Here is a 21,379-nt window from a genome sequence, read left to right on the forward strand (position 1 = left end):
CCCAAAAATCATTCTTTTGCAAGTTCTAAACCAAATTCTTCTCTCTTCCTATCAATTTCTTTATTAATCTCTCTAGTATATTTCTCTATAGCTTCTCTTGGAATTTCACCAAGCATAACTACTTCTCTGAAAGCATTATCTAAATGCCTCGATACATAATAACTTCCAGGAACATTAGGAATCTCCTTTAGATATCTCCATTGGGTTGAAAGTATTTTGTAATCTGAAGAAGGCCAGGGCAGATAACTCATAGCTTCTATGTTAGCGGTATTATACCTTGCACCAGCCCCCAAAACCGCCTCAAGCTCTCTGCCAAATCTTGCCTGAACATCTGTTGAAACCCACCATTTTACAAACTCCCAAGCCTCTTTCAACTTTTTTGTCTGAGAAAAGATTAAGATAGCATTACCCCCACCAGCTACACTTCTATCAATAGAGCCATCACTCTTCCTTCTTCCTGGAACAGGAGCAATCCCCCAAAGCCCACTTATCTCAGGAGCAGCAACTTTAAATTGGTTATACATAGTATAAGGTCCAATTCCTAAAGGCATCTCTCCTGTTCTAAAACGGTTGAAGAAATCATAATAAAGGGGAATTCCATAAAGTACATATAAATTGGTCCATTCTTTGAAAGCTGTTACCCCTTCTTCATTATTAAGGATGCACCTTTTGCCATCTTCAGTATAGTATCTTCCACCCCTTTGAAGAAGAAGCATATTGAATATGTCAAAGCTTGTACCACCCGTCCCAGCTGCAAACTGCAGATTATAACTTTGTAATTTTGCAATAGTCTTATATAATTCATCCCAAGTATTCGGAACCTCAATATTCAAACGGCCTAATATATCAGCTCTGTAAAACATTATAGGAAAATCTTGAGTCATAGGTAAACCATAAACCTTTCCTCCAAAGCTATAAGGGACAAGAGCATAAGGGGCAAAACACTTCTTCACATTCTCAAAGCCAGGCAACTTTGAAATATCCACAAGAGCTCCTCTTATACCATAATCTACAGCAAGTCCCCTCGGTACATTTAAAGCTACATCAGGAGGATTTTCCCTTGAGGCCACAGAAAAAAGTAAAGCTGCTTCGGTAGTTATAATGTTTAGGTTAACCCCTATTCCTGTTTTAGGAGTAAAATCAGTATCTATAAGCATTTTTAAAGTTTCTGCCTGATCTCTACCCATCTGAACCCATACATTTATTGCCTTATCCTTCTCATATACTGTACCTATCATGTTGTAGTCTTCTAAGAAAGAATAGAAAAACTTTTTTACTCCATCCCAAATTCCTTCAAAAATATTTGGATTTACTCTAGGAGACCTTGCATCAGGAGAAGCCACGATTATATAATCAATGTCTAAAGGTTGTTCTCTAATGGCAAGTACCCACGCAGAAAGGGCAGATAGGTTATCTCTATATCGTTGTAATCTCTGAGCAATAGTCTCTGGCTCCTTAGCCATTCCCTCAAGTTGAATAGCAACTCTCTCAAGAGTTGCTGCTTCACTAACTTTCTCCCCTCCAATAATCTTTAATTTTTCAGCATTTTCCTTCAATATCTTTGCATTTCTCTCTAAAGTAGGAATAAGATCTGGAATACTTTGCTCTAAAAGATAATCTCTGTAGGGATCAGGATTAGGAGAAGTGATCATTACAATCTTAGTATACAATTGAGACAAATCTATAGAGCATTGTAGAATATTTCTTATAACTTCTGCTATGCTCTCATAAGTAACTTTAAGCCTAAGAGTATGTTCACCCTTTGTTAAATAAAAAAGATATTCGTCCTTCCCATTTCCTAGATACTTAAACTGCCATTTAGTATCATATTTGAATTTTATATTCCTTACTTCCTTAAAAGGAATCCTTCCATCTATATAAAGAGTCCTCTCAGAAGGTATTCCAGGATTTGCATTTTGCCTAAATTTAAAACCAATTTTATAAAAACCATCCTCTGGAACGGTAAATTTCCACTCAATCCACTGTCCAGAAGATCGCCAATTATACCCTCCTATTATGTTCAAAAGTTTATTTCGAGAACTATAAGGTTCATTAAGAGGATTACTCATATCGTATATGGGATAGAGAGTGGGCTCAGACTTTAAATAGGCTTTCTCTCCCTGAATCTTCACAATTATATTTTTTACACTCCTTTTTAGATCTTCTTTGTTGTAAGTACTAATTATTTCACTATAAGACGGAATATCTTTGAGATTGAAAATCTTAATATAATCTATAACCATTGGCTCTTTTACTGAAATAAATCTCAAAGTATGCTTCCCTTTTGTAAAATAGAAAAGAAAAGGTTCAGAATATAAGCCTTCAGCATCATCGATAACCTTTTCAACCCACATGGGAGACTCTATCTGTAATGGTCTTAACTCATTTCCTCTATTATCTTTTAATGGATCTCCAGCATCCTTCCATATTCTTTCAAATCTTACAATCCTTACTTCGTTAAAAGGCCTTTTGCCATCAATCATGATTTCTCTTTCTATAGCTGAGTTTTTCCCAGTTATGGGATAGTATTTCACAGCAATGTTGTACAATCCCTCTTCTTCGATATTAAAGGTCCATTCTACAAAACCATTTTCCCCTGTATATAAGACTGGATGCTTATCCTGAGTTAAATTTGTAAGTTTTTTAAGATCCATATCTTTAGAAAAATTAGAGTAATTTATTGCATTAATAATTAAAGTTAGATTTGGTCTTTTCTTGTCATAGAATCTTGAGATATAAGTCTCATATGAATTCTCCTTACTTATAAGTTCAAAGATAACATTCAAATTAACCAGAGAATTTTGAGCGAAGTTTAGGTTTGTAATTAATAACAATATAAAGAGTAATAGAGAAATAAACCTTAAAACTAGTTTCAAAATTTTTTCAAAAATTAACACTTAAACAACCTCCAATTCTAATTTGATGCAATTTTAAAGAAAAAGTACATAAAAAGATAATAAAATTCCATTATTTTTAAAACCAGTTTCATAGCTTTTTCCAATCTTAACTCCCATTCAATTCATTTTTAACACAATTTTAATATAAAAATAGGGGAAAGGCAATAACCTTTCCCCTATTTTTTTCAATTATTTAAGACCCTCTAAAATTGCATCAATAGCAGCTTGGAATTTAGGCTTTAATGCCTTTATAGATTTCGCAGGATTTGCCACATCAATCTGGTTAATCAAATCCCAGAAGCCAGGAATACCAGATATTGGATCTATTTGAGCTCTAGTGGCAGCATCCATTAGGATATCATAAATTTCTTTTCCGCCTACCCTTTCTATCTGCGATTTTACAATTATTTCTTTTTCTTTATCAGTGGGTGTCAACATCCACAAAAGATACAAAGCAGCAAGTTCTGGATCCTTAGAGGAAGAAGCTATAGCCCAAGCACCGTCATCGGCCATATCTGCACTCTTCTTCTTGCTATCAGGACCTTTAGGGAATGGGACTATCCCTAATTTTTTACCAAGAGCATTTCTCATCCCAGAAAGCTCCCAAGGTCCCCAATAATCCATACAGGTAATACCTTTTTGGAATCTCCCTTGAGGATCATTCCACCAATCAGAAGGTCTCATCTTATATTTTGCATCCATCTCATACACAGCCTGAAATGCTTTATAGGCTTTCGGATCATCCATAGCAAAAACAGGCTTACCACCTATATACTTAACCACCTGCACATCATTAGTATACAAGAAGGGCTGTACTACCGCCCAAGTAGCATAAGCATATTGGTCTATCTTTCCATCACCATTGGTATCTTGTGTAAGTTGCTTGCCTAAGTTGAAAAAGGTCTCCCAGGTCCACTTCCCTTGCTTATATAACTCGAGAGGATCAGGAAGTCCTGCCATCTCAAATTTCTCTTTGTTGTAATAAAGTATGTAGGGAAATACATTATCATTGTAAATGTTTGTTACCGCATAAATCTGCCCTCTCCATTTATAAAAAGATAACGTACTTTCTCTGAAACCAACTGTTTCCCAAAGATCTTTATTCTTAAAATCAATATATCTATCTAATGGAAGAAGCATCTTCTTCATCATCCAAGTAGGTTTTTCTCCTGCTCCTATGTATACTACGTCAGCTCCAGAACCAGAAAGAATAGCTGCGCTCAATTTCGGTCTATAATTTTCCCAAGTAGTATAAACTATTTTTACCTTTGCTCCTGTAATCTTTTCAAACTCTTCTCTCACCTGTTTTGGAGATCGAGTACCTGGTAAAGCTGTGTCATCCTCAGGCCAGAATTGCCATACATATATGGTTTTGCCTCTATACTTTTGGGTATCGATATTAAATGTGTATTTTCCTACTTTAAAGGTATATATTTTTTGTGCGAAGGAGGGAATTATAGATGTCAAAACAAAAAGAGAAATTAAAATCAAGGATAGCAAAATCTTTTTCATTTATTTGCCCCCTTTCTTTTACTTATTACCTTAAAGAATCGTAGAACTTCACTTATATTGTAGTCTTAATAAAACTTTAAAATCTAATATTATTTTGGTTAAAAATAAAAAAATCTTGCTCGATTTAAAAGAGAGTCAAATTAAAGATTTTGTTTTCTAAATTTTAAGGGAGTTGTATGCATATATTTTTTAAAAACCTTTATAAAATAACTTATATTATCAAATCCGCATTCAAAAGCTATCTCCGAAACACTCATATCGGTATTTATAAGAAGCTCCATGGCTTTATCAACTCTCACTTTATTTATATACTCCACTGGACTCATCCTCAAAGATTCTTTAAAAAGTCTACACAAATAAAATTTACTCATATCAACCTGTCTGCTAAGCTCATCAAGAGATAAGTTTTTGTTGTAATTTTGATTTATATAGTTAAGAACATCTTTAATCCTCTCAATCTTATATCCAAGCCTTCCATCTTGATTTCGTCTTTCAGCATAATACTTAAAAACTCTCCAGAATATGTCAAATAAGAGACTCTTTATATAAAGCTCATATCCATAACTCTTTTCCTTAAAAACTTCTATTATTCTACAAATATCATTTCTTATATGTTCATCATTAAGATTTGAAGGAATATGATATCTCTTATTTATAAGAGGTAAAAAATACTCATGTTTACAATAATCAGGTTCCTCCGAATAAAGCAGCCTTAAATCAAACACGATAGCGTACCCTATGCTCCTTTTAATCATCTCCAAACCTGAATGTATTGAGCCTGAATTTACAAAAAGATACTCTCCCTCATTCAATTTGTACTCATACCCATCTACATAAAACTTACCTATTCCCCTCTCCATATATAAAATCTCAAATTCATTATGCCAATGAGGATTTACAACTCCATTTCTATATACGAAAATGTCCTCATGAACAAATAATGGAAAATCTGGAGTTCCGTGAGATACATCCGATTCTATTAATTCTTTCTTTCTTACTCTCATAATTAAAATTATAACAAAAATTTAAAATTATTTTGCTAAAATTAATACGACATGGGTGAAATATACTTAATAAGACATGGAGAAACAGATTGGAATAAAGAGGCTAAATTTCAAGGTAGAACTGATATTCCCCTAAATTCCAAGGGGAAAAACCAAGCCGAATTATTATCAAAATATCTTGCTAAAGAAAATTTTGACTATATATATTCAAGTCCCCTAAAAAGAGCTATTGAAACGGCGATTCCCCTATCTAAAAAGCTAAATAAAGAAATCTTAATTCGAGAAAACTGGATAGAATTTAATTTTGGTGAATGGGAAGGCCTAACTGTAAAAGAAGTACATGAAAAATATCCTATAGAAAGAGATCTATGGCTTTATCATACTGAAAAGGGAAAAATTCCAAAAGGCGAAAGCTTCAAAGAAGCTTACGAAAGGTTATCCATTGAGAAAAAGTATATCTTAGAACATCACAAAGATCATAAAATAGCAATCTTTACCCATGGAGCGATAATAAGAGCAGCACTATACGTCTTTTTAGATCTTCCCCACTTGGGATTTGGAAAGATCACCATAAGTTCATGTTCTATAACTCACTTCAAGATCAAAGATAATAGATTTATACTTGTGAGACTCAATTATCTATATCCTGATGAGATTTTTTCATACTTTTGATGATGGCGGAGAGGGTGGGATTCGAACCCACGGTACGGGTTTTAGCCCGTACAACCGCTTAGCAGGCGGCTGCCTTAAACCGACTCGGCCACCTCTCCAAGCAAAAAAAATTATACCAAGGAATTAATTTATAAGCAATATCAACTTTTTATTTCTTTTAATACCTTCTCGATGCTTACACCGTTATCAAGGAGTAGTTTTGAGGCAAAAGAGGTACTCTCTTTAAGTATTCCTAAAAGAAGATGCTCTGCATCAATTATTTCCTTTCCCATTTCTTTTGCAAAACTCTGTGCATAATCAAGAATTTTAAAGACTTTTTGACTTATAGGAGAAAGGTCATATTGATTAGTTTTTTGAGCTTTTAGTTCCCTTTCCAATTCTGCTTTTATCCTTCCCAGATCAATTCCAATCTTCTTCAGAATCTTACATGCCCCATTGTTTTTATCGTTAATTATACTAAGAAGTAAATGCTCTGCATCCATAGAAGGAGAACTAAAACTCAGTACTAATTCTTCAGCACTTGAAATAATAGACTCAGACCTAAATTTAAGAGTCTTCATGGAAATATCCTCCCCTCAACCCATCAAGTTTTGGATTATTTTATAATATTTTGAAAATAATTACAAGTATATGTGAATTAGGTATATAATAATAAAAAAACTATTAGGGGGGAAGGAATAATGAAGAAGATAGTTTTTATATTTTTGATTTTAAGTATCCTATACAGCATTAGCTTAGCCTTAGAAATTAACTATTATGGACATGCATGCATAAAATTGTCTTTCGAAAATCAATATTCCATAATAATAGATCCCTTCTCTTCAAACTATCCTATCTCCTCCACTGACGCAGATTTGATAATAAGTACTCATGAGCATCCAGACCATTTTAATCCAAATTTTTTAAACAAAAAAGTTGAGATAATCGTAGGAACTAAAAATAATGGAAAGGACTGGAATATAATAAATAGGGAGACCAAAGGGATCAAAATCTGGAATATTCCTGTATATCATGACAACTCGAAGGGTTCTCAAAGAGGTAAAAACAGTATCATCGTTATAGAAGGAGATGGGTTAAAAATAGTTCATATGGGAGATATAGGGCACCTTCTGAACAAAGAGGAGCTATCAAAACTCAAAAATGTAGACCTCTTATTCATTCCTGTAGGAGGATTTTTTACTTTAGATATAAAAGATGTAATTACGACAATAAAAGAGATAAGCCCTAAAGTAGTAATACCTATACACTATAAAACAGAATATACAAAAGACTGGCCAATACTACCCCTTTCTAATTTCCTGAAAGAAGCAGAAAAAGATTTTAAAATCGTAAGCCTAAACACCAACAACATCAAGCTATCTCCAAGAGATTTACCTAATAAAACAGAGATCTGGATATTAAATTATAAATAGCTTTACTGTTATGGTATAATAAAGCCATGAAAAATAAGGAAGTTGCTCAAATTTTAGATGAAATAGCAACTCTCCTTGAAATAAAAGGAGAGAATAAATATAAAATTGCAGCCTATCAGGAGGCTGCAAGAAGAATAGAAAATCTTCCCGAAGATATAGAAAAATTATTTAAACAAGGCAAGTTATATCAAATCAAAGGCATTGGAGAAAGCATTGGACAAAAAATCAAGGAATATCTTACTACAGGTAAAGTAACATATTTAGAAGAATTAAGAAGAGAAATTCCACCAGAAATTCTTGAACTTCTAAAAATACCTGGCATTGGTCCTAAACTTGCTTATAGATTATATACTGAGCTTGGAATAAAAGACATTGATTCTCTGGAAAAAGCAGCAAGAGAAGGGAAAATAAGATTATTACCTAGGTTAGGACCTAAAGTTGAGCAAAACATCTTAGAAGCTATAAAAGAATATAGAGAAAAACAAAATGTGCCTGAAAGAATACCTTTAGGAGTAGCTCTACCACTTACTGAAGAAATTGTAAATTATTTATCCCAATATCCCTTCATAGAAAATATAGTCCCTGCTGGAAGTTTAAGAAGAAGAAAAGAAACCATAGGTGATATAGATATATTGATCACAACCTCAGACATGGATAAAGTAAATCAGGTTTTAAAGAATCTTCCAATTCTAAGAAATATCCTTGCTGCAGGAACCACTAAAACTAGTATCATTGTCGAACCAGGAATTCAAGTTGATTTTAGAGTGGTAGACAAAAGTTCTTTTGGAGCCGCATTGCAATATTTTACAGGCTCAAAACAGCACAATATAAAATTAAGAGAATTAGCTATAAAGAAAGGATTAAAGATAAACGAATATGGAGTTTTTAGAATAAGTGACAACAGAAAAATAGGAGGAGAAAAAGAAGAAGAGGTATATGAGATCCTTGGTCTTCAATATATACCTCCAGAATTAAGAGAAGATCAAGGTGAGATCGAAGCTGCGATGGAAGGAAAACTGCCAGAACTCATAGAAGAAAAAGACATCTTAGGAGATATGCATGTACATACTGATTGGAGTGATGGAGCTAATACCCTTGAAGAAATGGTGGAAACTGCCTATAGACTTGGATATAAATATGTGGTAATTTCAGATCATAGCCAAGCTTTAGGAGTTGCAGGAGGCTTAACTCCTGAACAGATTGAAAAACAAAGACTAAGAATTCAAGAATTGAATAAAAAATATAGAGATTTCAAAATTCTCCATAGTATTGAGGCAAATATATTAAGTGATGGTGCTATTGATCTTCCCGAAGAAGTACTAAAAAAATTTGATCTTGTTATTGCAGGACTCCATTCAGGCTTTAAACAACCCAAAGAAAAGATTACAGAAAGACTTATTTCTGCTATTAAAAATCCATGGGTTGATATTATAAGCCACCCTACAGGAAGATTGATAAATAAAAGACCTGCTTATGAAGTAGACTTGCCAGCTATTCTCTACTGGGCAAAAGAAACAGGAACAGTTTTAGAAATAAATGCCCAACCTGATAGACTTGATCTTTGTGACATAGATGCCAAAATAGCAAGAGAAAAATACGGAATATATCTTTCAATTGGCACTGACAGCCATGATATTAGAAGTTATTCACTAATAAAATATGGAATAGCTGTGGCAAGAAGAGCCTGGCTCAAAAAAGAAGATGTTATAAATACCTATCCCTGGGAAGAGGCAAAAACTAAACTAAAGAGATATAAAAACCAGAAATGAAAATACGGAGAAAAGGAAAAATCTCAGAAGGCGAATGGATTATCCTCTTAGATAACAAAAAAAGATACCTAATACAAGTTGAGAGAGAAAAAGTATTTCATTTTCACAAAGGATATATAAAACATGAGGATATCATAGGAATAGAAGAGGGAAGCATTGTAAAATCCTCTCAAGGGGCAAACCTTCTTGTACTAAGACCTACTTACTCAGATTTTATTCTTGAGATGCCTCGTGGTGCTCAAATAATTTATCCTAAAGACATAGCAACCATATTAGTCTTTGCAGATATCTATCCTGGAGCAAGAGTTCTTGAGGCAGGAATCGGATCAGGAGCTCTAACTATTGCTCTTCTCCAAGCTGTAGGTGAAACAGGTACGGTAATATCTTACGAGATAAGAGAAGATTTTGCTAAGAGAGCCTTAGCTAATATAGAAAATTTTTTAGGAAGAAGAGAAAACCATATATTAAGATTGAAAGACATTTATGAGGAAATTGAAGACGAAAATATAGACAGGATAATTTTGGACTTACCAGAACCATGGAGAGCTATTGATAAAGTCTTAAAGGCTTTAAGACCAGGAGGAATATTCTTAGCCTATACCCCTACCATAATTCAAGCTCAAAAAACCGTTGAAGCTCTAAAGACCACAAAATCTTTTGTATTAATAGAAACCATTGAAACTCTCCTTAGGCCATGGCAAATTGAGGGTTTATCTGTAAGGCCTTTTCACAGAATGGTAGCTCATACTGCATTTTTGACAATAGCAAGAAAAATAATTACACAAGAAGAGAGTATATCTCCGATGGTTTTGCCTTCTGAAGAAATAGAAGAAAATTATGAGATTGAGTAATAAAGAAATTCCTCTCTTCTTTTAAAAGATCCATTGCAATCTCTTGAACTTTTTTGTAACTATACACAAAATCTTCTTTTCCAAATAAAAGAATTATATTTTGTCCAAACTTTGACCACTTTAAAAATTCAACTTCCATTAACGGTGGCTTAAGAAAGATTAAATACTTATATACTCTTAATGGCATCTTATCGGGATAAAAATATACATCTTTTCCTTCAAAAAACTGTAGATCTTTTTCCCTACTCTTAGAAAAGCGTGCATCAACAAAAGCAGGATTAAAAGATCTTTTAGGAATTCTTAAATTTTTAATACCAAGCAAATCTGACAAACTTAGTCTTCTATCCTCCTTTTTAAGGTTAGAGAGGAAAATAGTAGGATTATTTATAGTCTTTACTAATTTTAAAAACTCTGTGGAAAATTTCTCATCTAAAAACCATTCTGCATCATCCCATATAACAATCTTATCTTTTTCCAGAGGCTTTGTTTTAAGCTCCCAAGGAGATATAGTCTCTTCGTTCCAATAAAATCTATTCCACCCAGGAGAGACAATAATATACTCTTTGCCTCTCTTTTTAACTTCATCTATAAGAAAGTCCTTTTCGGATTCATTTTCGAGGAAATAGAGAATTGCCTTTGTTTTTTCTCTTTTAGTTTCCTTTATTGCTTTTTCAGCCTCTCTCCACTCTTCTAAGTAGAAGTTAAAATACTCTCTTCCCTGATATCCTTCCTTCTCTATTCTCAAAATAATATCTAACGTTTGAGGAGATTCCTTAAAAGCATCTTCCTCAATACCAATAGAGAAAATAGGAGTTGATAAAACTTTCCCAGAGATATCCCCAATTTTAATCTTATATCTTCCCCCATTACCCATTTTTTCAAAATAAGCAATAACTGTTGAACTTATCTTAAACCTTGGCTCCTCATTGCCCGGTCCAAAGGGAGGAAGTAAATCAAGTTCAGAGAGAAATTTACCAATATTCTCACTTTTAATCTTATCCAAAGATATCTCAGCATCTATTTTAACTTTTGGAGTAAAATCCACGTCTTTCCAAAGTTCATTTGCAAGCTTTATTGCATTAATCTTAAAAATTTCATAATCTTTTTCGAATAGGGAAAAACCAACTGCGCCTCTGTGTCCACCAAAATTTACCAAGTAGCTTGACAAATTAGATATAAAGTCAAATAAATTTACATCTTCTACTCCTCTTCCAGAAAAAACGACAAAATCTCCTTCCTTCCTACCCAGAAAGAAGGGTACGTTATATTCCTCCACAAGCATAGAAGCAACAATTCCCATTACCCCTCCCACATCCCTTCCCCACAAAGGATTATATAAAAATACTGCCTTATTATTCTCTATCTCTTCCTCTCTCAACATTTCCTTTGCTATTTCATAAACCCTCTCTACCTCTTCTCTCCTCTTCCTGTTAAATTCATCAAGCTTTTCACAAAGTATTTCTGCCTCTTCTACATTATCTGTAAGGAGCAGTCTAATTGCTTCTTCTACCTCTTTAAACCTACCTATGGAATTTATTCTCGGCGTTATATTAAAGATGACATCCTTTGTATTTATAATAGTATTTTTATCAAGCCCTACCTTTCTGATGAGAGTTTTGATCCCTACTAAGTCGGGATTTAAGAATTTTTCAAGACCAAATTTAACTAAGATTCTATTTTCATCTTTAAGTTCCATTAAATCTCCTAAGGTTCCTAAGGTTACCAACTCCAATATACCCTTTTCTTCATAAATATCTTTACCTATAAAATCTCCTAAAGCTTTTAAGAATTTAAAGGCAACCCCAACACCTGCCATATATGGATAAGGGTAATTATTTAAATAAGGATTAAATACAAGTAGGGCTTCTGGGATGTTTCCTTCCTCAGGTATATGGTGATCCGTCACAATAACCTCTACACCATTTTTCCTTAAATATTCAATCTCTTTTCTGCTTTTAATTCCACAATCCACAGTAATTAAAAGACTTACAAACTCATTTTGAGAAAGAGCTTTCTTAATACTTTTCTCCTTTAATCCATAACCCTCTTCCAACCTGTGAGGTATATAAAAACTTACATCCCATCCCCAATTAGATAAAACTCTATACATTATAGTTGTAGCCGTTATACCATCTACATCGTAATCTCCAAATATAAGTACTTTTCTTTTTGAATCTCTAAGCTTGACAAGAAAATTCATTGCTTTTTCTAAATCAGGAAAGTATAAAAATGGGTCATATAAGTCCTCTATCTTAGGATTTAAGAATCTCTTTGCCTGTAAAGAATCTTTTATTCCCCTATTCAAAAGGAGACGGGCAAGAAGAGGTGATACTCCAATTTCTTTTGCAAAAACCTCCTCTTGCCCTTTGTTTTCCTCAAAAAGGAGAATCCACCTTCTCATATTCTATTTCTGTAGCTCTCTCCACTCACAAAGTATAGCAGAAGCAATATAAATAGTAGAGTAAGTTCCAATTATTATCCCAAGATATATAGCAAGAATAAAAGGTCTTAAGACTACACCGCCCCAGAATAAGAGAGGAGTAATTGCAAGCAATGTAGTTAATATCGTATATATAGTTCTTGCTAAGGTCTGGTTAATACTTCTATTAGCAAGAACTGTAAAATCTTCTTTAGGATATTTTTTAAGATTTTCTCTTATCCTGTCAAAGACTATTATGTTATCATTAATGGCATATCCAAGTAAGGTAAGAATTGCAGCAATAAAAGACGGGCTAACTTCCCACTGAGATATAGCAAAAATGGAAATAGTAGCAAGTAAAACAAAAGCTTCATTTATAATAGCAGAAATAGCAAAATCAAATCTAAATCTTATAGTTATGTAAACCAGCATAACTATTATTGCAAGAACCGAAGCCAAAATAGCTTTTTCCCTTAGCTCTTTACTTATAGTAGGCTCAATAGTGGTTATTTCTCTGCCTTCATACTTACCAACTACTCTCTCTACTTCAGAAGTTAACTTCTTAAGCTCATCTTCTTCCAAAAACTTAGTTCTTATCCATACTTCTTTTCCATTTGATCCAGTTTGGATGGTAGATTTATCATAGAACCTTTTAGCAATGTCTCTCAAGGTTGAAATTTGAGAAGTGCTCAAAGGAGATGAGAGTTTATAGTAAACTACACTACCACTTTGGAAATCAATACTATAATTTAAACCCTTAGTAAAGAAGAAGTATATTCCAACAATGATGAAGATAAGGGATAATAACATAAATGTTCTTCTTACCTTTTTACCCAAAAAATTAATTTCTTTTTTCACAAATCTTCCTCCCTTCCTTATAAGCCCAAAAACTTCGTAGCCTTCTTAAAAACAGGTAAAGACAACAAATTTTCAAGAAGAGTACGTGTCACAACTATCTGAGTGAACATTGAAAGAGCTACACCAAGAGATAATGTCACAGCAAAACCTCTTATAGGACCCGTCCCAAAATAGAATAAAATCAACGCCGCAAGTATAGTAGTTACGTTACTATCAATAATAGCTCTCAAGGCATTTCTAAAACCAGCATCAAGAGAAGCCATAGGAGTCTTCTTCTGTGCATATTCTTCTCTCATTCTTGTAAATATTAGACAATTTGCATCAACGGCCATACCGATTGAGAGGATAATTCCTGCAATACCAGGAAGAGTCAAAGTAGCATTCAGTAACTTCAACACAGCAAGATCAAGAATCACATAAATCAATAATGCTATATCCGCTACTAAACCTAAAAATCTAAATACGAGTATCATAAATATTACTACAAGAATAGCTCCAATAACTCCTGCCTTATATGCAGCCTCCATAGTATCTTTACCAAGAGTAGGATCAATAGTCCTATTTTCTATCACTTTTACAGGTACAGGAAGAGCACCTGCTCTCAAAAGAATTGCAAGCTTCTGAGCCTCATCAATAGTAAATCTACCTGTAATTACTCCTGTTCCTTCAGTTATAGGTTCTTTAATTACAGGATTTGATATCACTTTTCCATCAAGTACTATAAATACCTGTTTTCCTACATTCTTGGAGGTAAAATCTGCAAAAATTTTTGCTCCTTCAGGATTCATTTCTACCCTTACCATAGGTTGCCCTACTTGATCAAACTCAACCTTAGCGCTTTTAAGGGCAGAACCTGTAAGAATAGTCTTTCCTGTTTCATCCTTAAATTCTAAAAGAGCAGTCTGTCCTATAATTTCAAGAGCCCTTTCTGGATCTTTTATACCAGGAAGCTCCACTACAATTTTGTCACTTCCTTCTTTATATATGGAAGGTTCGGTAACTCCCAACTGATCTATACGATTTCTTATAACCTCTATAGTCCTTCTTACAGCATCATCAGTAATTTCTACTCCTTCAGCCTTTTGACACTGTAAAGTTACCCTTATACCGCCTCTTATATCCAAACCATATCTAAATGGGACAGTAAGAAGCACCCATATAGCAATTCCTAAGAGAACTACTATAAAGGCTGTTTTAATTTCTGGTCTTATATTCATAAATCTTCCATCTCTCCTTTCTCTTTAATCTTTCAAAGGATAAGCAACACCTTCGAGAAGCATCTCAAAAACAACACCTTTTGCAAAAGCAACTTGTATAGTTTTTTTCTGCTTATTAATTGCAACTATCTGCCCTATCAATCCCCCCTTTGTAACAATCTTATCTCCAACCTTCAAAGAGTCGAGCATTTCTTGTCTTCTTTTTGCCTCTCTCTTTTGAGGAATAACTAGAATAAAATAAAAAACAGCTAAAAATACTCCCCAAACCAAAATTATACTTATTAGATTAACAGCCTGTTCCATACTTCCTCCTTCTCCAATCTATTTTCTCGATCATTTGCCAAGTACTGAGTTAAAAACTCTTTCTTAAATTCCTCCAACCTCCCTTCCCTAATACTTCTTCTAACATCCTCCATTAATCTAAAAAGAAATCTTAGATTATGAATAGTTAAAAGTCTATAAGAAAAAGTCTCATGCTGCAAAAATAAATGCCTAATGTAGGCCTTAGTGAATCTCCTACACGTATAACAATCACAATCTTCCTCAAGAGGAGAAAAATCCTCTTTATATTGTGCATTTTTTATATTCCTTCTCCCTGTTTTAGTGTAAAAAACACCATGCCTCGCAAGTCTTGTAGGTAAGACACAATCAAACATATCTATCCCCATAGAAACTCCCATCACTAAATCCTCTGGAGCTCCAACTCCCATGAGATATCTTGGTTTTTCTTCAGGAAGCAAACTCACTGTATAATCTGTTATCTCATACATTTTATCTTTTGGTTCTCCTACGCTTATTCCCCCAAGAGCAAAACCTGGAAGTTCCATATCAAGCATTCTTTCAACTGCCTCTTTTCTCAACTCTCTATAAAATCCACCTTGAATAATTCCAAAAAGGAGTTGAGTCTCCATATTATTATTCTTTTTGTAATCTATACTCCTTTTAAGCCATCTCAGAGTAATCTCAAGAGCCTCTTTGGTTTCCCAATAAGAAGCTCCGTATCCTAGACATATATCTAAAGGCATTATAATATCAGACCCAAGAGCCTTCTGCACCTCCATAACAAGTTCAGGGGTAAAAAAATACTGACTTCCATCAATGTGAGAGTTAAAATATATACCATCCTCTTCAATCTTTCTTAATCTTGCAAGACTAAATACCTGATATCCTCCACTATCGGTAAGAATGGGTTTATCCCAACCTATAAATCTATGAAGTCCACCACCCTTTTTAATAATCTCTTGACCTGGTCTTAAGAAAAGATGATATGTATTAGAAAGGATTATTTCTGCCCCAACCTCTTCTACTTCCTCTGGAGAAAGGGTTTTTACTGCTCCTTGGGTGCCTACAGGCATAAAAACAGGAGTATTAACTTCTCCATGAAAAGTCTTAAGTCTACCTAATCTTGCTCTTGTATTTTTATCTCTTTGGATAACTTCAAAACTCATTTTCCACCTCAATAGATAAACATAGCATCCCCAAAACTATAAAATCTCATTCTCTCCTCAATAGCTTTGTTATAAGCCTTTTTCATAAGATCATACCCCATAAAGGCAGCCACAAGCATAAGTAAAGTGGACTTAGGAAGATGAAAGTTAGTTATCAATCCATCTATTATCTTAAACTCAAATCCGGGATATATAAAAAGATCTACAAGACCAGATCCAGGTTCTACCTTACCAGATCTTCCTTGAGCCTCTAACACTCTTGTTACCGTTGTTCCTACAGCTATAACTCTTCTTCTTTCTTCTTTTGCTTTATTTATTCTTTCTGCCACCTCGTCACTTACCTCAAAATACTCAGGATCTAATTTATGTTTAGTGATATCCTCCACTACTACAGGCCTAAAAGTTCCAAGCCCTACATGGAGAGTAATATACAAAATTTCAACACCCATTTCCCCTAAAGTTTTTAAAAGCTCTTCAGTAAAGTGAAGACCAGCAGTAGGAGCTGCAACAGCACCTTCCTTTTGAGCATAAACAGTTTGATATTTATTAGGATCATCAATAGGCTTTTTTATGTAGGGAGGGAGAGGTATATTCCCAATTTCTGGAAGAATCTTATCTAAATCTTCCTGAGAAAACTTCAGTACAAAAATCCCTTCCTCATTCCTCTCTACAACCTCAGCATAAATATCCTCAAGGAAATGTATTTTCGTACCAATCTTCGCTCTTTTGCCAGGCTTTAATAAGGCCTCATATTTTCCTTCTCCTATCTTTTTGAGAAGTAAGACCTCTATCTTCGCCCCTGTCTCCTTTTTTCCATAAAGCCTTGCAGGTATTACCTTTGTGTTATTTAAAACCAGTACATCTCCAGCCTTCAAATAATTTTTAATCTCCCTAAATATGGTAATATTGATTTCACCAGTTTTCCGGTTTACCAACATCAAACGCGATGTATCCCTTGGCTCAGCAGGTTCCTGAGCAATTAATTCCTCTGGTAAGTAGTAATCATAATCTGACAATTTTAGTACCATTTTGCCACCCCTACTCCCTGATAATAAAACTTTAAGATTTCTTTATAATTATAACCTTTTTCCGCAAGAAATTTTGCTCCCTTTTGAGAAAGACCTACCCCATGACCATTTCCTCTACCTGAAAAGATTATGTAATCACCATTTATCACTATATCAAATAAAGTACTGGGAAGGTTAAATAAATTTCTAAAAGTTGTTCCCTTAATGTAATAAATTCCTTCGCTACTCTTAAAGTACATCATATATATCCTACCTGAGCTTGTCTTTTCAAGCTCTATAGAAAAATTTCCACCAATGTTTATATCCGCAGAACTTAACTTATTAATAAATTCAGAGAAATTTACCGTCCTACTCCAAGTATCATTCAGTAATTCCTCGGAGTCCTTAACACCCTTTAGATAAGGAAGATCTTCTCCCCAAACGTATTTGCAATCTTCTGTGAATCCCCCAGAAGAAGAATGAAAAAAAGCCTTTATAGGTTGATTATTATAAACAACTACTTCACCTATAGTTTCCATAACAGCTCTGGTACTTCTCTCATTTTCCACCCTCATCCCTTTATAAACTTGACAATGGGTAGTGTTACAAAGATCAAATTCTCCATGCTTCCTTTTATTCACTAAAGCATAAGTTCTAGATGCTACTGCCTGGGCTTTTAAAGCCTCTAAAGGATAAGATGCTGGCATTTCTGAAGGAACTACCGACATTAGATATTCTTCTATGTTCAAAACATTTACTAGCCACCCTGAAGGAAGAATCTCAAAATATCCTCTATAATAATTGGAATTATAGTTTACATAATAGCCATCAGGATAAATTCTCAAAGGTAAAGTTACTCCTAAAATCCCATTATTTGTCTCTATAAAACCAGATCCATTCTTCACTTTAATCTTAACATAACCTTTGCCCTCAACTTTCATGTCGAGAAAATCTGTAGCCATTCTCCCTACATTTGAAAAATATGCATCTCCATCAATTTTAGCAATACCTATTCTTATCAAAGGAATATCTTGAGAACGAGAGTTATTTATAAAAATAAAAAGAAAGACTAAAAATAGGGTAATAACAACTTTTCTAAACATACTACTTTCTTAATCGAAGGATTATATTAAGTATAATTGTAAGAAGAAGACTTAAAAGAATAGACGTGGTTATTGGAAAATAGAATACAAAATTTTTCTTCTCTATCCTTATATCTCCAGGAAGTCTTCCTAAAAAAGGTATCTTGTCTATAAAGACAAAGATTAAACCAAGAATTATCAAGATGATTCCAAAAATTATCAACCATTTCCCCATAAAAGACATAAATATCTACCCCCTAATTACTTTTTGAAACTTTGGAACATTGACAAATTTTATCTCCTTACTCATAATCATTTCTCCATCAAAGCTTATTATAAGTTCATGGTCTGAAACAATCTTAACCTCTCTACCTCTATATATTTTAATATGAGGGTTTATAGTATGTTTTCCTACATATACTAAGGGAAAGGTTGCTACTAATTCTAAAGGATGTATTTTTTGAACAATACCTATATCAAAGTATCCATCCTCAGGATCAGAATTAGGAAGTAATTTCATACCTCCGCCATAATAGGAAGTGTTTCCAAGAGCAATAAGAGTAATTCTACCCCTCCAAGATACCCCATCAAAGGAAACCTCACATTCTGGATATTTAAAGCCTTTCAAAGTGGTAAAAACTGAAATTATATAACCTTTAAATCCTGTCAAGTTTAACTTATTTGAATTATAATTTACATCTCCTACAAAGCCAGTACCAGCAATACCTACAAAGTATCTTCCATCAAGAAGCCCCATATCAACTTCCCTTATAACTCCATTCTTCAACAATTTTACCGCTCCTCTAAGATCTCTTGGAATTCTATAAGATATAGCAATATCGTTACCCCTTCCCAAGGGAATAATTCCTAAAATTCCTCTACCCTTGAGACCATTTACCACTTCATTTATAGTACCATCACCACCTGCTGCAACCACTACATCTGCTCCTTTTTTCAGAGCCTCTTCCACCTGCCTAATGGTTCCTTCCTTGCCTAAAGTAAACTCAACAGTATAATCAATTTCCTCTTCATTGAGAATTTTAATAAGTTCATTATATTTTTTCTCCGCTTTTCCGCGGTTTGAGGTTGGATTAAAAAGAATATGGTATTTCACTTTTTACCTCCTTTATAATATCTATCTTTCTCACTATATATACAACCACAATATTTTTGTCTATATAGGCCATACTCCTTAGACAAATTAACTCCCTCTCTATAACCCACTCTGAAATCTTCATAGTAAAACTCTATCTTATATTCATTAGCAAGGTAATTTGCAATATCCTTAATAAGGTCGTGCCTCTGATAAGGACTCACAAGCATTGTAGTAGAAAAAAGATTAAATCCAAGCTCTTTTGCTTTTTCTACTGTTTTCTTTAAACGCATATAATAACACACAGGACATCTTTCTTTTTCTCTATAGACTACCTGCCTTATAAACTCTTCAAGAGCATAGTCATCTTCATAAACTACCGGTAAATTTTGGTTCTCAGCAAAATCCTTTAGAGTATTTAAACGCATTGAATATTCTGTATAGGGATGAATGTTAGGATTATACCAAAAACCTGTAACATCAAAATTTTTTTCCCTCAATACCTTAAGAGGATAAGTAAGACAAGGAGCACAACAAATATGAATAAAGATTTTCTTATTGGTCATGATAATACCTCATTATATGAGCTAAACCGAGAGGAGTTATAACTCTTCCCCTTGAAGTCCTCTGAATAAAACCAATTCTTAAAAGATAAGGTTCATATATAGACTCAATAGTTTCAGGAGACTCATTGAGAACTGCTGCCAGAGTTTTCAACCCCACAGGTCCTCCTGAGAATTTATCTTTTAAAGTAAAAAGAATCTTTCTATCTAACTCATCAAGACCATTTTCATCAATACCAATTAATTCAAGAACTTTTTTAGTTTCTGTTAAATCAATATTTTTATTATCCCTTAAATCAACATAATCTTTTATCCTCTTTAAAATCCTATTTGCAATTCTGGGAACACCTCTTGATCTCTTAGCAACTTCATAAATAGATTCATAGGAAAGATTTAATCCAAGAATTTTTTGGGATCTTTCAATAATCTTAACCATCTCTTCATGAGTATAAAAGTCAAGAGTTGCTATAAAGCCAAAACGATCTCTCAGAGGAGTACTAAGCAATGCAGGCCTTGTGGTTGCACCTATTAGGGTAAAGGGGGGAAGTTTTAGACTCAAAACTTTACCGCCTGGACCCTTTCCAGCCACAATGCTTATACTTCCGTCTTCTAAAGCAGAATAAAGTATTTCTTCCAAGGAAGGACTTAATCTGTGAATTTCATCTATAAAAATAACTCCCTTCTCTTCAATCCCTGTAAGTAAAGCTATCAAGTCACCACTTTTTTGTATTGATGGAGCAGATATCATTTTAATCTGAGTATTTTGTTCTTCTGCTATTATCAAAGCAAGGGTAGTTTTTCCTACGCCGGGAGGTCCTACAAAAAGAATATGGTCTATGGCTTCCTCTCTTTTTTTAGCAGCATTAATTATTAAAGCTAATCTTTCTTTTATCTTTTCTTGCCCTATAAATTCCGATAAACTTTTGGGCCTTAAAGCATTATCAAGAGCTGGCTCTCTTTGTACAATAGAAAAATTAGGAAACTTCTTCATTTTCATGGCTCCTGAGATAACCTCTTTAGAGCAAACTTTATAATCTCTTCAAGATTATCTAAACTTTTAAATTCTTTCCTTATATCTCTCATAACCAATTCTATATCCTTCTTATCATATCCTAAATTCAAAAGAGCATTTTTTATTACATTTTCTTCGTCATTATAAACCCTCTTAGGAATAACACCTTTTATTTCAAGAAAAATCTTTTGAGCAATCTTCTTTCCAATTCCAGGTATATTTAAAAGTGTATTCAAATCTTCTTTTTCAAGCACCTCATAAAACTCTTTAGGAGGAAGCGTAGAAACAATCCTTAAAGCAATTTTTACCCCAACCCCCGTAATATTTTTAAGACTTTCAAACAAATCTCTTTCTTCTTCAGACAAAAAACCAAAAAGCTTTACATTATCTTTCTCTATAACCTCTGCCACATAGAGCAATACATTATCACCCAATTTTTCATTAAGCTTTAAAGCCAAATTCTTTCCAATATAAATCTTAAAACCAAAAGCTCCTGTATCAACTACAACAAAATCTTCAGCTATCCTTAAAAGTTTTCCATAGATATGGTTTAAAAATACCAA

The 21,379-nt window shown here is 33.7% G+C and carries 20 protein-coding genes and 1 tRNA gene; 4 read left to right on the forward strand and 17 right to left on the reverse strand.

From position 1 onward, the window contains the following. Positions 1 to 8: 8 nt before the first annotated feature. The 3 genes from DICTH_RS07155 to DICTH_RS07165 form a co-directional block, all read right to left on the reverse strand. The gene (locus tag DICTH_RS07155; protein ID WP_012547460.1) at positions 9 to 2,897 is read right to left on the reverse strand and encodes an extracellular solute-binding protein; all 2,889 of its coding nucleotides are present in this window, start codon (positions 2,895 to 2,897) and stop codon (positions 9 to 11) included. 189 nt (positions 2,898 to 3,086) lie between these two features. Further along, positions 3,087 to 4,409, reverse strand: coding sequence for an ABC transporter substrate-binding protein (locus DICTH_RS07160; RefSeq protein WP_012548756.1), 1,323 nt, complete (start codon positions 4,407 to 4,409; stop codon positions 3,087 to 3,089). Positions 4,410 to 4,549: 140 nt separating this feature from the next. Next, complete coding sequence (locus tag DICTH_RS07165; protein ID WP_012547678.1) at positions 4,550 to 5,413, reverse strand: AraC family transcriptional regulator; 864 nt, start codon at positions 5,411 to 5,413, stop codon at positions 4,550 to 4,552. 51 nt (positions 5,414 to 5,464) lie between these two features. Here DICTH_RS07165 and DICTH_RS07170 point away from each other — a divergent pair, with 51 nt between their 5' ends. Next, the gene (locus DICTH_RS07170; protein ID WP_012547655.1) at positions 5,465 to 6,085 is read left to right on the forward strand and encodes a histidine phosphatase family protein; all 621 of its coding nucleotides are present in this window, start codon (positions 5,465 to 5,467) and stop codon (positions 6,083 to 6,085) included. A 3-nt stretch (positions 6,086 to 6,088) separates the two neighbouring features. Here the strand turns inward: DICTH_RS07170 and DICTH_RS07175 are convergent. Both DICTH_RS07175 and DICTH_RS07180 read right to left on the reverse strand, forming a co-directional pair. Then, a tRNA-Ser gene (locus DICTH_RS07175) sits at positions 6,089 to 6,183 on the reverse strand. Positions 6,184 to 6,225: 42 nt separating this feature from the next. Beyond that, on the reverse strand, positions 6,226 to 6,645 hold the full coding sequence (locus DICTH_RS07180; RefSeq protein WP_012548081.1) for a Clp protease N-terminal domain-containing protein: 420 nt from the start codon (positions 6,643 to 6,645) through the stop codon (positions 6,226 to 6,228). 120 nt (positions 6,646 to 6,765) lie between these two features. Between DICTH_RS07180 and DICTH_RS07185 the strand changes: the two genes are divergently transcribed. From DICTH_RS07185 to DICTH_RS07195, 3 genes are read left to right on the forward strand one after another with little or no spacing between them, the layout of a single operon-like run. After that, positions 6,766 to 7,497 carry an MBL fold metallo-hydrolase gene (locus tag DICTH_RS07185; RefSeq protein ID WP_012546993.1) on the forward strand — a complete coding sequence of 244 codons (732 nt, stop codon included), beginning with the start codon at positions 6,766 to 6,768 and terminating at the stop codon, positions 7,495 to 7,497. A 26-nt stretch (positions 7,498 to 7,523) separates the two neighbouring features. Then, the gene (gene polX / locus DICTH_RS07190; RefSeq protein ID WP_012547901.1) at positions 7,524 to 9,266 is read left to right on the forward strand and encodes a DNA polymerase/3'-5' exonuclease PolX; all 1,743 of its coding nucleotides are present in this window, start codon (positions 7,524 to 7,526) and stop codon (positions 9,264 to 9,266) included. Beyond that, positions 9,263 to 10,117, forward strand: a complete 855-nt coding sequence (locus tag DICTH_RS07195) for a tRNA (adenine-N1)-methyltransferase (protein ID WP_041723296.1) — start codon at positions 9,263 to 9,265, stop codon at positions 10,115 to 10,117. The genes polX and DICTH_RS07195 overlap by 4 nt, the downstream gene beginning before the upstream one ends. On the opposite strand, the gene recJ is transcribed toward DICTH_RS07195, so the two are convergent. From recJ to ruvA, 12 genes are read right to left on the reverse strand one after another with little or no spacing between them, the layout of a single operon-like run. Further along, entirely contained in the window at positions 10,044 to 12,518 is a 2,475-nt protein-coding gene (gene recJ / locus DICTH_RS07200) for a single-stranded-DNA-specific exonuclease RecJ (protein WP_012548309.1), read from the reverse strand. The two genes, DICTH_RS07195 and recJ, sit on opposite strands and share 74 nt — an antisense overlap. A gap of 3 nt (positions 12,519 to 12,521) precedes the next feature. Further along, positions 12,522 to 13,394 (reverse strand): protein translocase subunit SecF, encoded by an 873-nt coding sequence (secF, locus tag DICTH_RS07205; protein ID WP_012547233.1) that lies wholly within the window; start codon positions 13,392 to 13,394, stop codon positions 12,522 to 12,524. 17 nt (positions 13,395 to 13,411) lie between these two features. Next, the gene (secD, locus tag DICTH_RS07210; protein WP_012547569.1) at positions 13,412 to 14,611 is read right to left on the reverse strand and encodes a protein translocase subunit SecD; all 1,200 of its coding nucleotides are present in this window, start codon (positions 14,609 to 14,611) and stop codon (positions 13,412 to 13,414) included. Positions 14,612 to 14,635: 24 nt separating this feature from the next. Beyond that, positions 14,636 to 14,914 carry a preprotein translocase subunit YajC gene (gene yajC / locus DICTH_RS07215; RefSeq protein WP_012548322.1) on the reverse strand — a complete coding sequence of 93 codons (279 nt, stop codon included), beginning with the start codon at positions 14,912 to 14,914 and terminating at the stop codon, positions 14,636 to 14,638. After that, positions 14,893 to 16,059, reverse strand: coding sequence for a tRNA guanosine(34) transglycosylase Tgt (gene tgt / locus DICTH_RS07220; RefSeq protein WP_012547762.1), 1,167 nt, complete (start codon positions 16,057 to 16,059; stop codon positions 14,893 to 14,895). Before tgt ends, yajC begins: the two co-directional genes overlap by 22 nt. A gap of 8 nt (positions 16,060 to 16,067) precedes the next feature. Then, positions 16,068 to 17,087: a tRNA preQ1(34) S-adenosylmethionine ribosyltransferase-isomerase QueA gene (queA, locus tag DICTH_RS07225; RefSeq protein ID WP_012548608.1), complete on the reverse strand. Its 1,020-nt coding sequence runs from the start codon at positions 17,085 to 17,087 to the stop codon at positions 16,068 to 16,070. Further along, on the reverse strand, positions 17,078 to 18,169 hold the full coding sequence (locus DICTH_RS07230; protein ID WP_012548008.1) for a SpoIID/LytB domain-containing protein: 1,092 nt from the start codon (positions 18,167 to 18,169) through the stop codon (positions 17,078 to 17,080). The genes queA and DICTH_RS07230 overlap by 10 nt, the downstream gene beginning before the upstream one ends. A gap of 1 nt (position 18,170) precedes the next feature. Then, positions 18,171 to 18,392, reverse strand: coding sequence for a DUF2905 domain-containing protein (locus DICTH_RS07235; protein WP_012546934.1), 222 nt, complete (start codon positions 18,390 to 18,392; stop codon positions 18,171 to 18,173). A 6-nt stretch (positions 18,393 to 18,398) separates the two neighbouring features. Then, positions 18,399 to 19,262 (reverse strand): diacylglycerol/lipid kinase family protein, encoded by an 864-nt coding sequence (locus tag DICTH_RS07240; protein ID WP_012547521.1) that lies wholly within the window; start codon positions 19,260 to 19,262, stop codon positions 18,399 to 18,401. Continuing rightward, positions 19,259 to 19,807, reverse strand: a complete 549-nt coding sequence (locus DICTH_RS07245) for an epoxyqueuosine reductase QueH (RefSeq protein ID WP_012548342.1) — start codon at positions 19,805 to 19,807, stop codon at positions 19,259 to 19,261. The genes DICTH_RS07240 and DICTH_RS07245 overlap by 4 nt, the downstream gene beginning before the upstream one ends. Beyond that, a complete protein-coding gene (gene ruvB / locus DICTH_RS07250; RefSeq protein WP_012547779.1) occupies positions 19,797 to 20,795 on the reverse strand; it encodes a Holliday junction branch migration DNA helicase RuvB in 999 nt (332 codons plus the stop codon). Before ruvB ends, DICTH_RS07245 begins: the two co-directional genes overlap by 11 nt. Before the next feature lie 2 nt (positions 20,796 to 20,797). After that, a complete protein-coding gene (gene ruvA, locus DICTH_RS07255) occupies positions 20,798 to 21,379 on the reverse strand; it encodes a Holliday junction branch migration protein RuvA (protein ID WP_012548642.1) in 582 nt (193 codons plus the stop codon).

Origin of the sequence: Dictyoglomus thermophilum H-6-12, assembly GCF_000020965.1 — a bacterium.
Lineage (GTDB): Bacteria > Dictyoglomota > Dictyoglomia > Dictyoglomales > Dictyoglomaceae > Dictyoglomus > Dictyoglomus thermophilum.

Excerpts from the sequence above, each read along its gene's own strand:
- yajC (WP_012548322.1), bottom strand. The coding sequence starts at position 14,914 with ATGGAACAGGCTGTTAATCTAATAAGTATAATTTTGGTTTGGGGAGTA.
- DICTH_RS07195 (WP_041723296.1), top strand. The coding sequence starts at position 9,263 with ATGAAAATACGGAGAAAAGGAAAAATCTCAGAAGGCGAATGGATTATC.
- queA (WP_012548608.1), bottom strand. The coding sequence starts at position 17,087 with ATGGTACTAAAATTGTCAGATTATGATTACTACTTACCAGAGGAATTA.
- DICTH_RS07230 (WP_012548008.1), bottom strand. The coding sequence starts at position 18,169 with ATGTTTAGAAAAGTTGTTATTACCCTATTTTTAGTCTTTCTTTTTATT.
- DICTH_RS07160 (WP_012548756.1), bottom strand. The coding sequence starts at position 4,409 with ATGAAAAAGATTTTGCTATCCTTGATTTTAATTTCTCTTTTTGTTTTG.
- DICTH_RS07165 (WP_012547678.1), bottom strand. The coding sequence starts at position 5,413 with ATGAGAGTAAGAAAGAAAGAATTAATAGAATCGGATGTATCTCACGGA.
- DICTH_RS07245 (WP_012548342.1), bottom strand. The coding sequence starts at position 19,807 with ATGACCAATAAGAAAATCTTTATTCATATTTGTTGTGCTCCTTGTCTT.
- DICTH_RS07170 (WP_012547655.1), top strand. The coding sequence starts at position 5,465 with ATGGGTGAAATATACTTAATAAGACATGGAGAAACAGATTGGAATAAA.
- secD (WP_012547569.1), bottom strand. The coding sequence starts at position 14,611 with ATGAATATAAGACCAGAAATTAAAACAGCCTTTATAGTAGTTCTCTTA.
- ruvB (WP_012547779.1), bottom strand. The coding sequence starts at position 20,795 with ATGAAGAAGTTTCCTAATTTTTCTATTGTACAAAGAGAGCCAGCTCTT.
- DICTH_RS07185 (WP_012546993.1), top strand. The coding sequence starts at position 6,766 with ATGAAGAAGATAGTTTTTATATTTTTGATTTTAAGTATCCTATACAGC.
- tgt (WP_012547762.1), bottom strand. The coding sequence starts at position 16,059 with ATGAGTTTTGAAGTTATCCAAAGAGATAAAAATACAAGAGCAAGATTA.
- recJ (WP_012548309.1), bottom strand. The coding sequence starts at position 12,518 with ATGAGAAGGTGGATTCTCCTTTTTGAGGAAAACAAAGGGCAAGAGGAG.
- DICTH_RS07235 (WP_012546934.1), bottom strand. The coding sequence starts at position 18,392 with ATGTCTTTTATGGGGAAATGGTTGATAATTTTTGGAATCATCTTGATA.
- DICTH_RS07180 (WP_012548081.1), bottom strand. The coding sequence starts at position 6,645 with ATGAAGACTCTTAAATTTAGGTCTGAGTCTATTATTTCAAGTGCTGAA.
- polX (WP_012547901.1), top strand. The coding sequence starts at position 7,524 with ATGAAAAATAAGGAAGTTGCTCAAATTTTAGATGAAATAGCAACTCTC.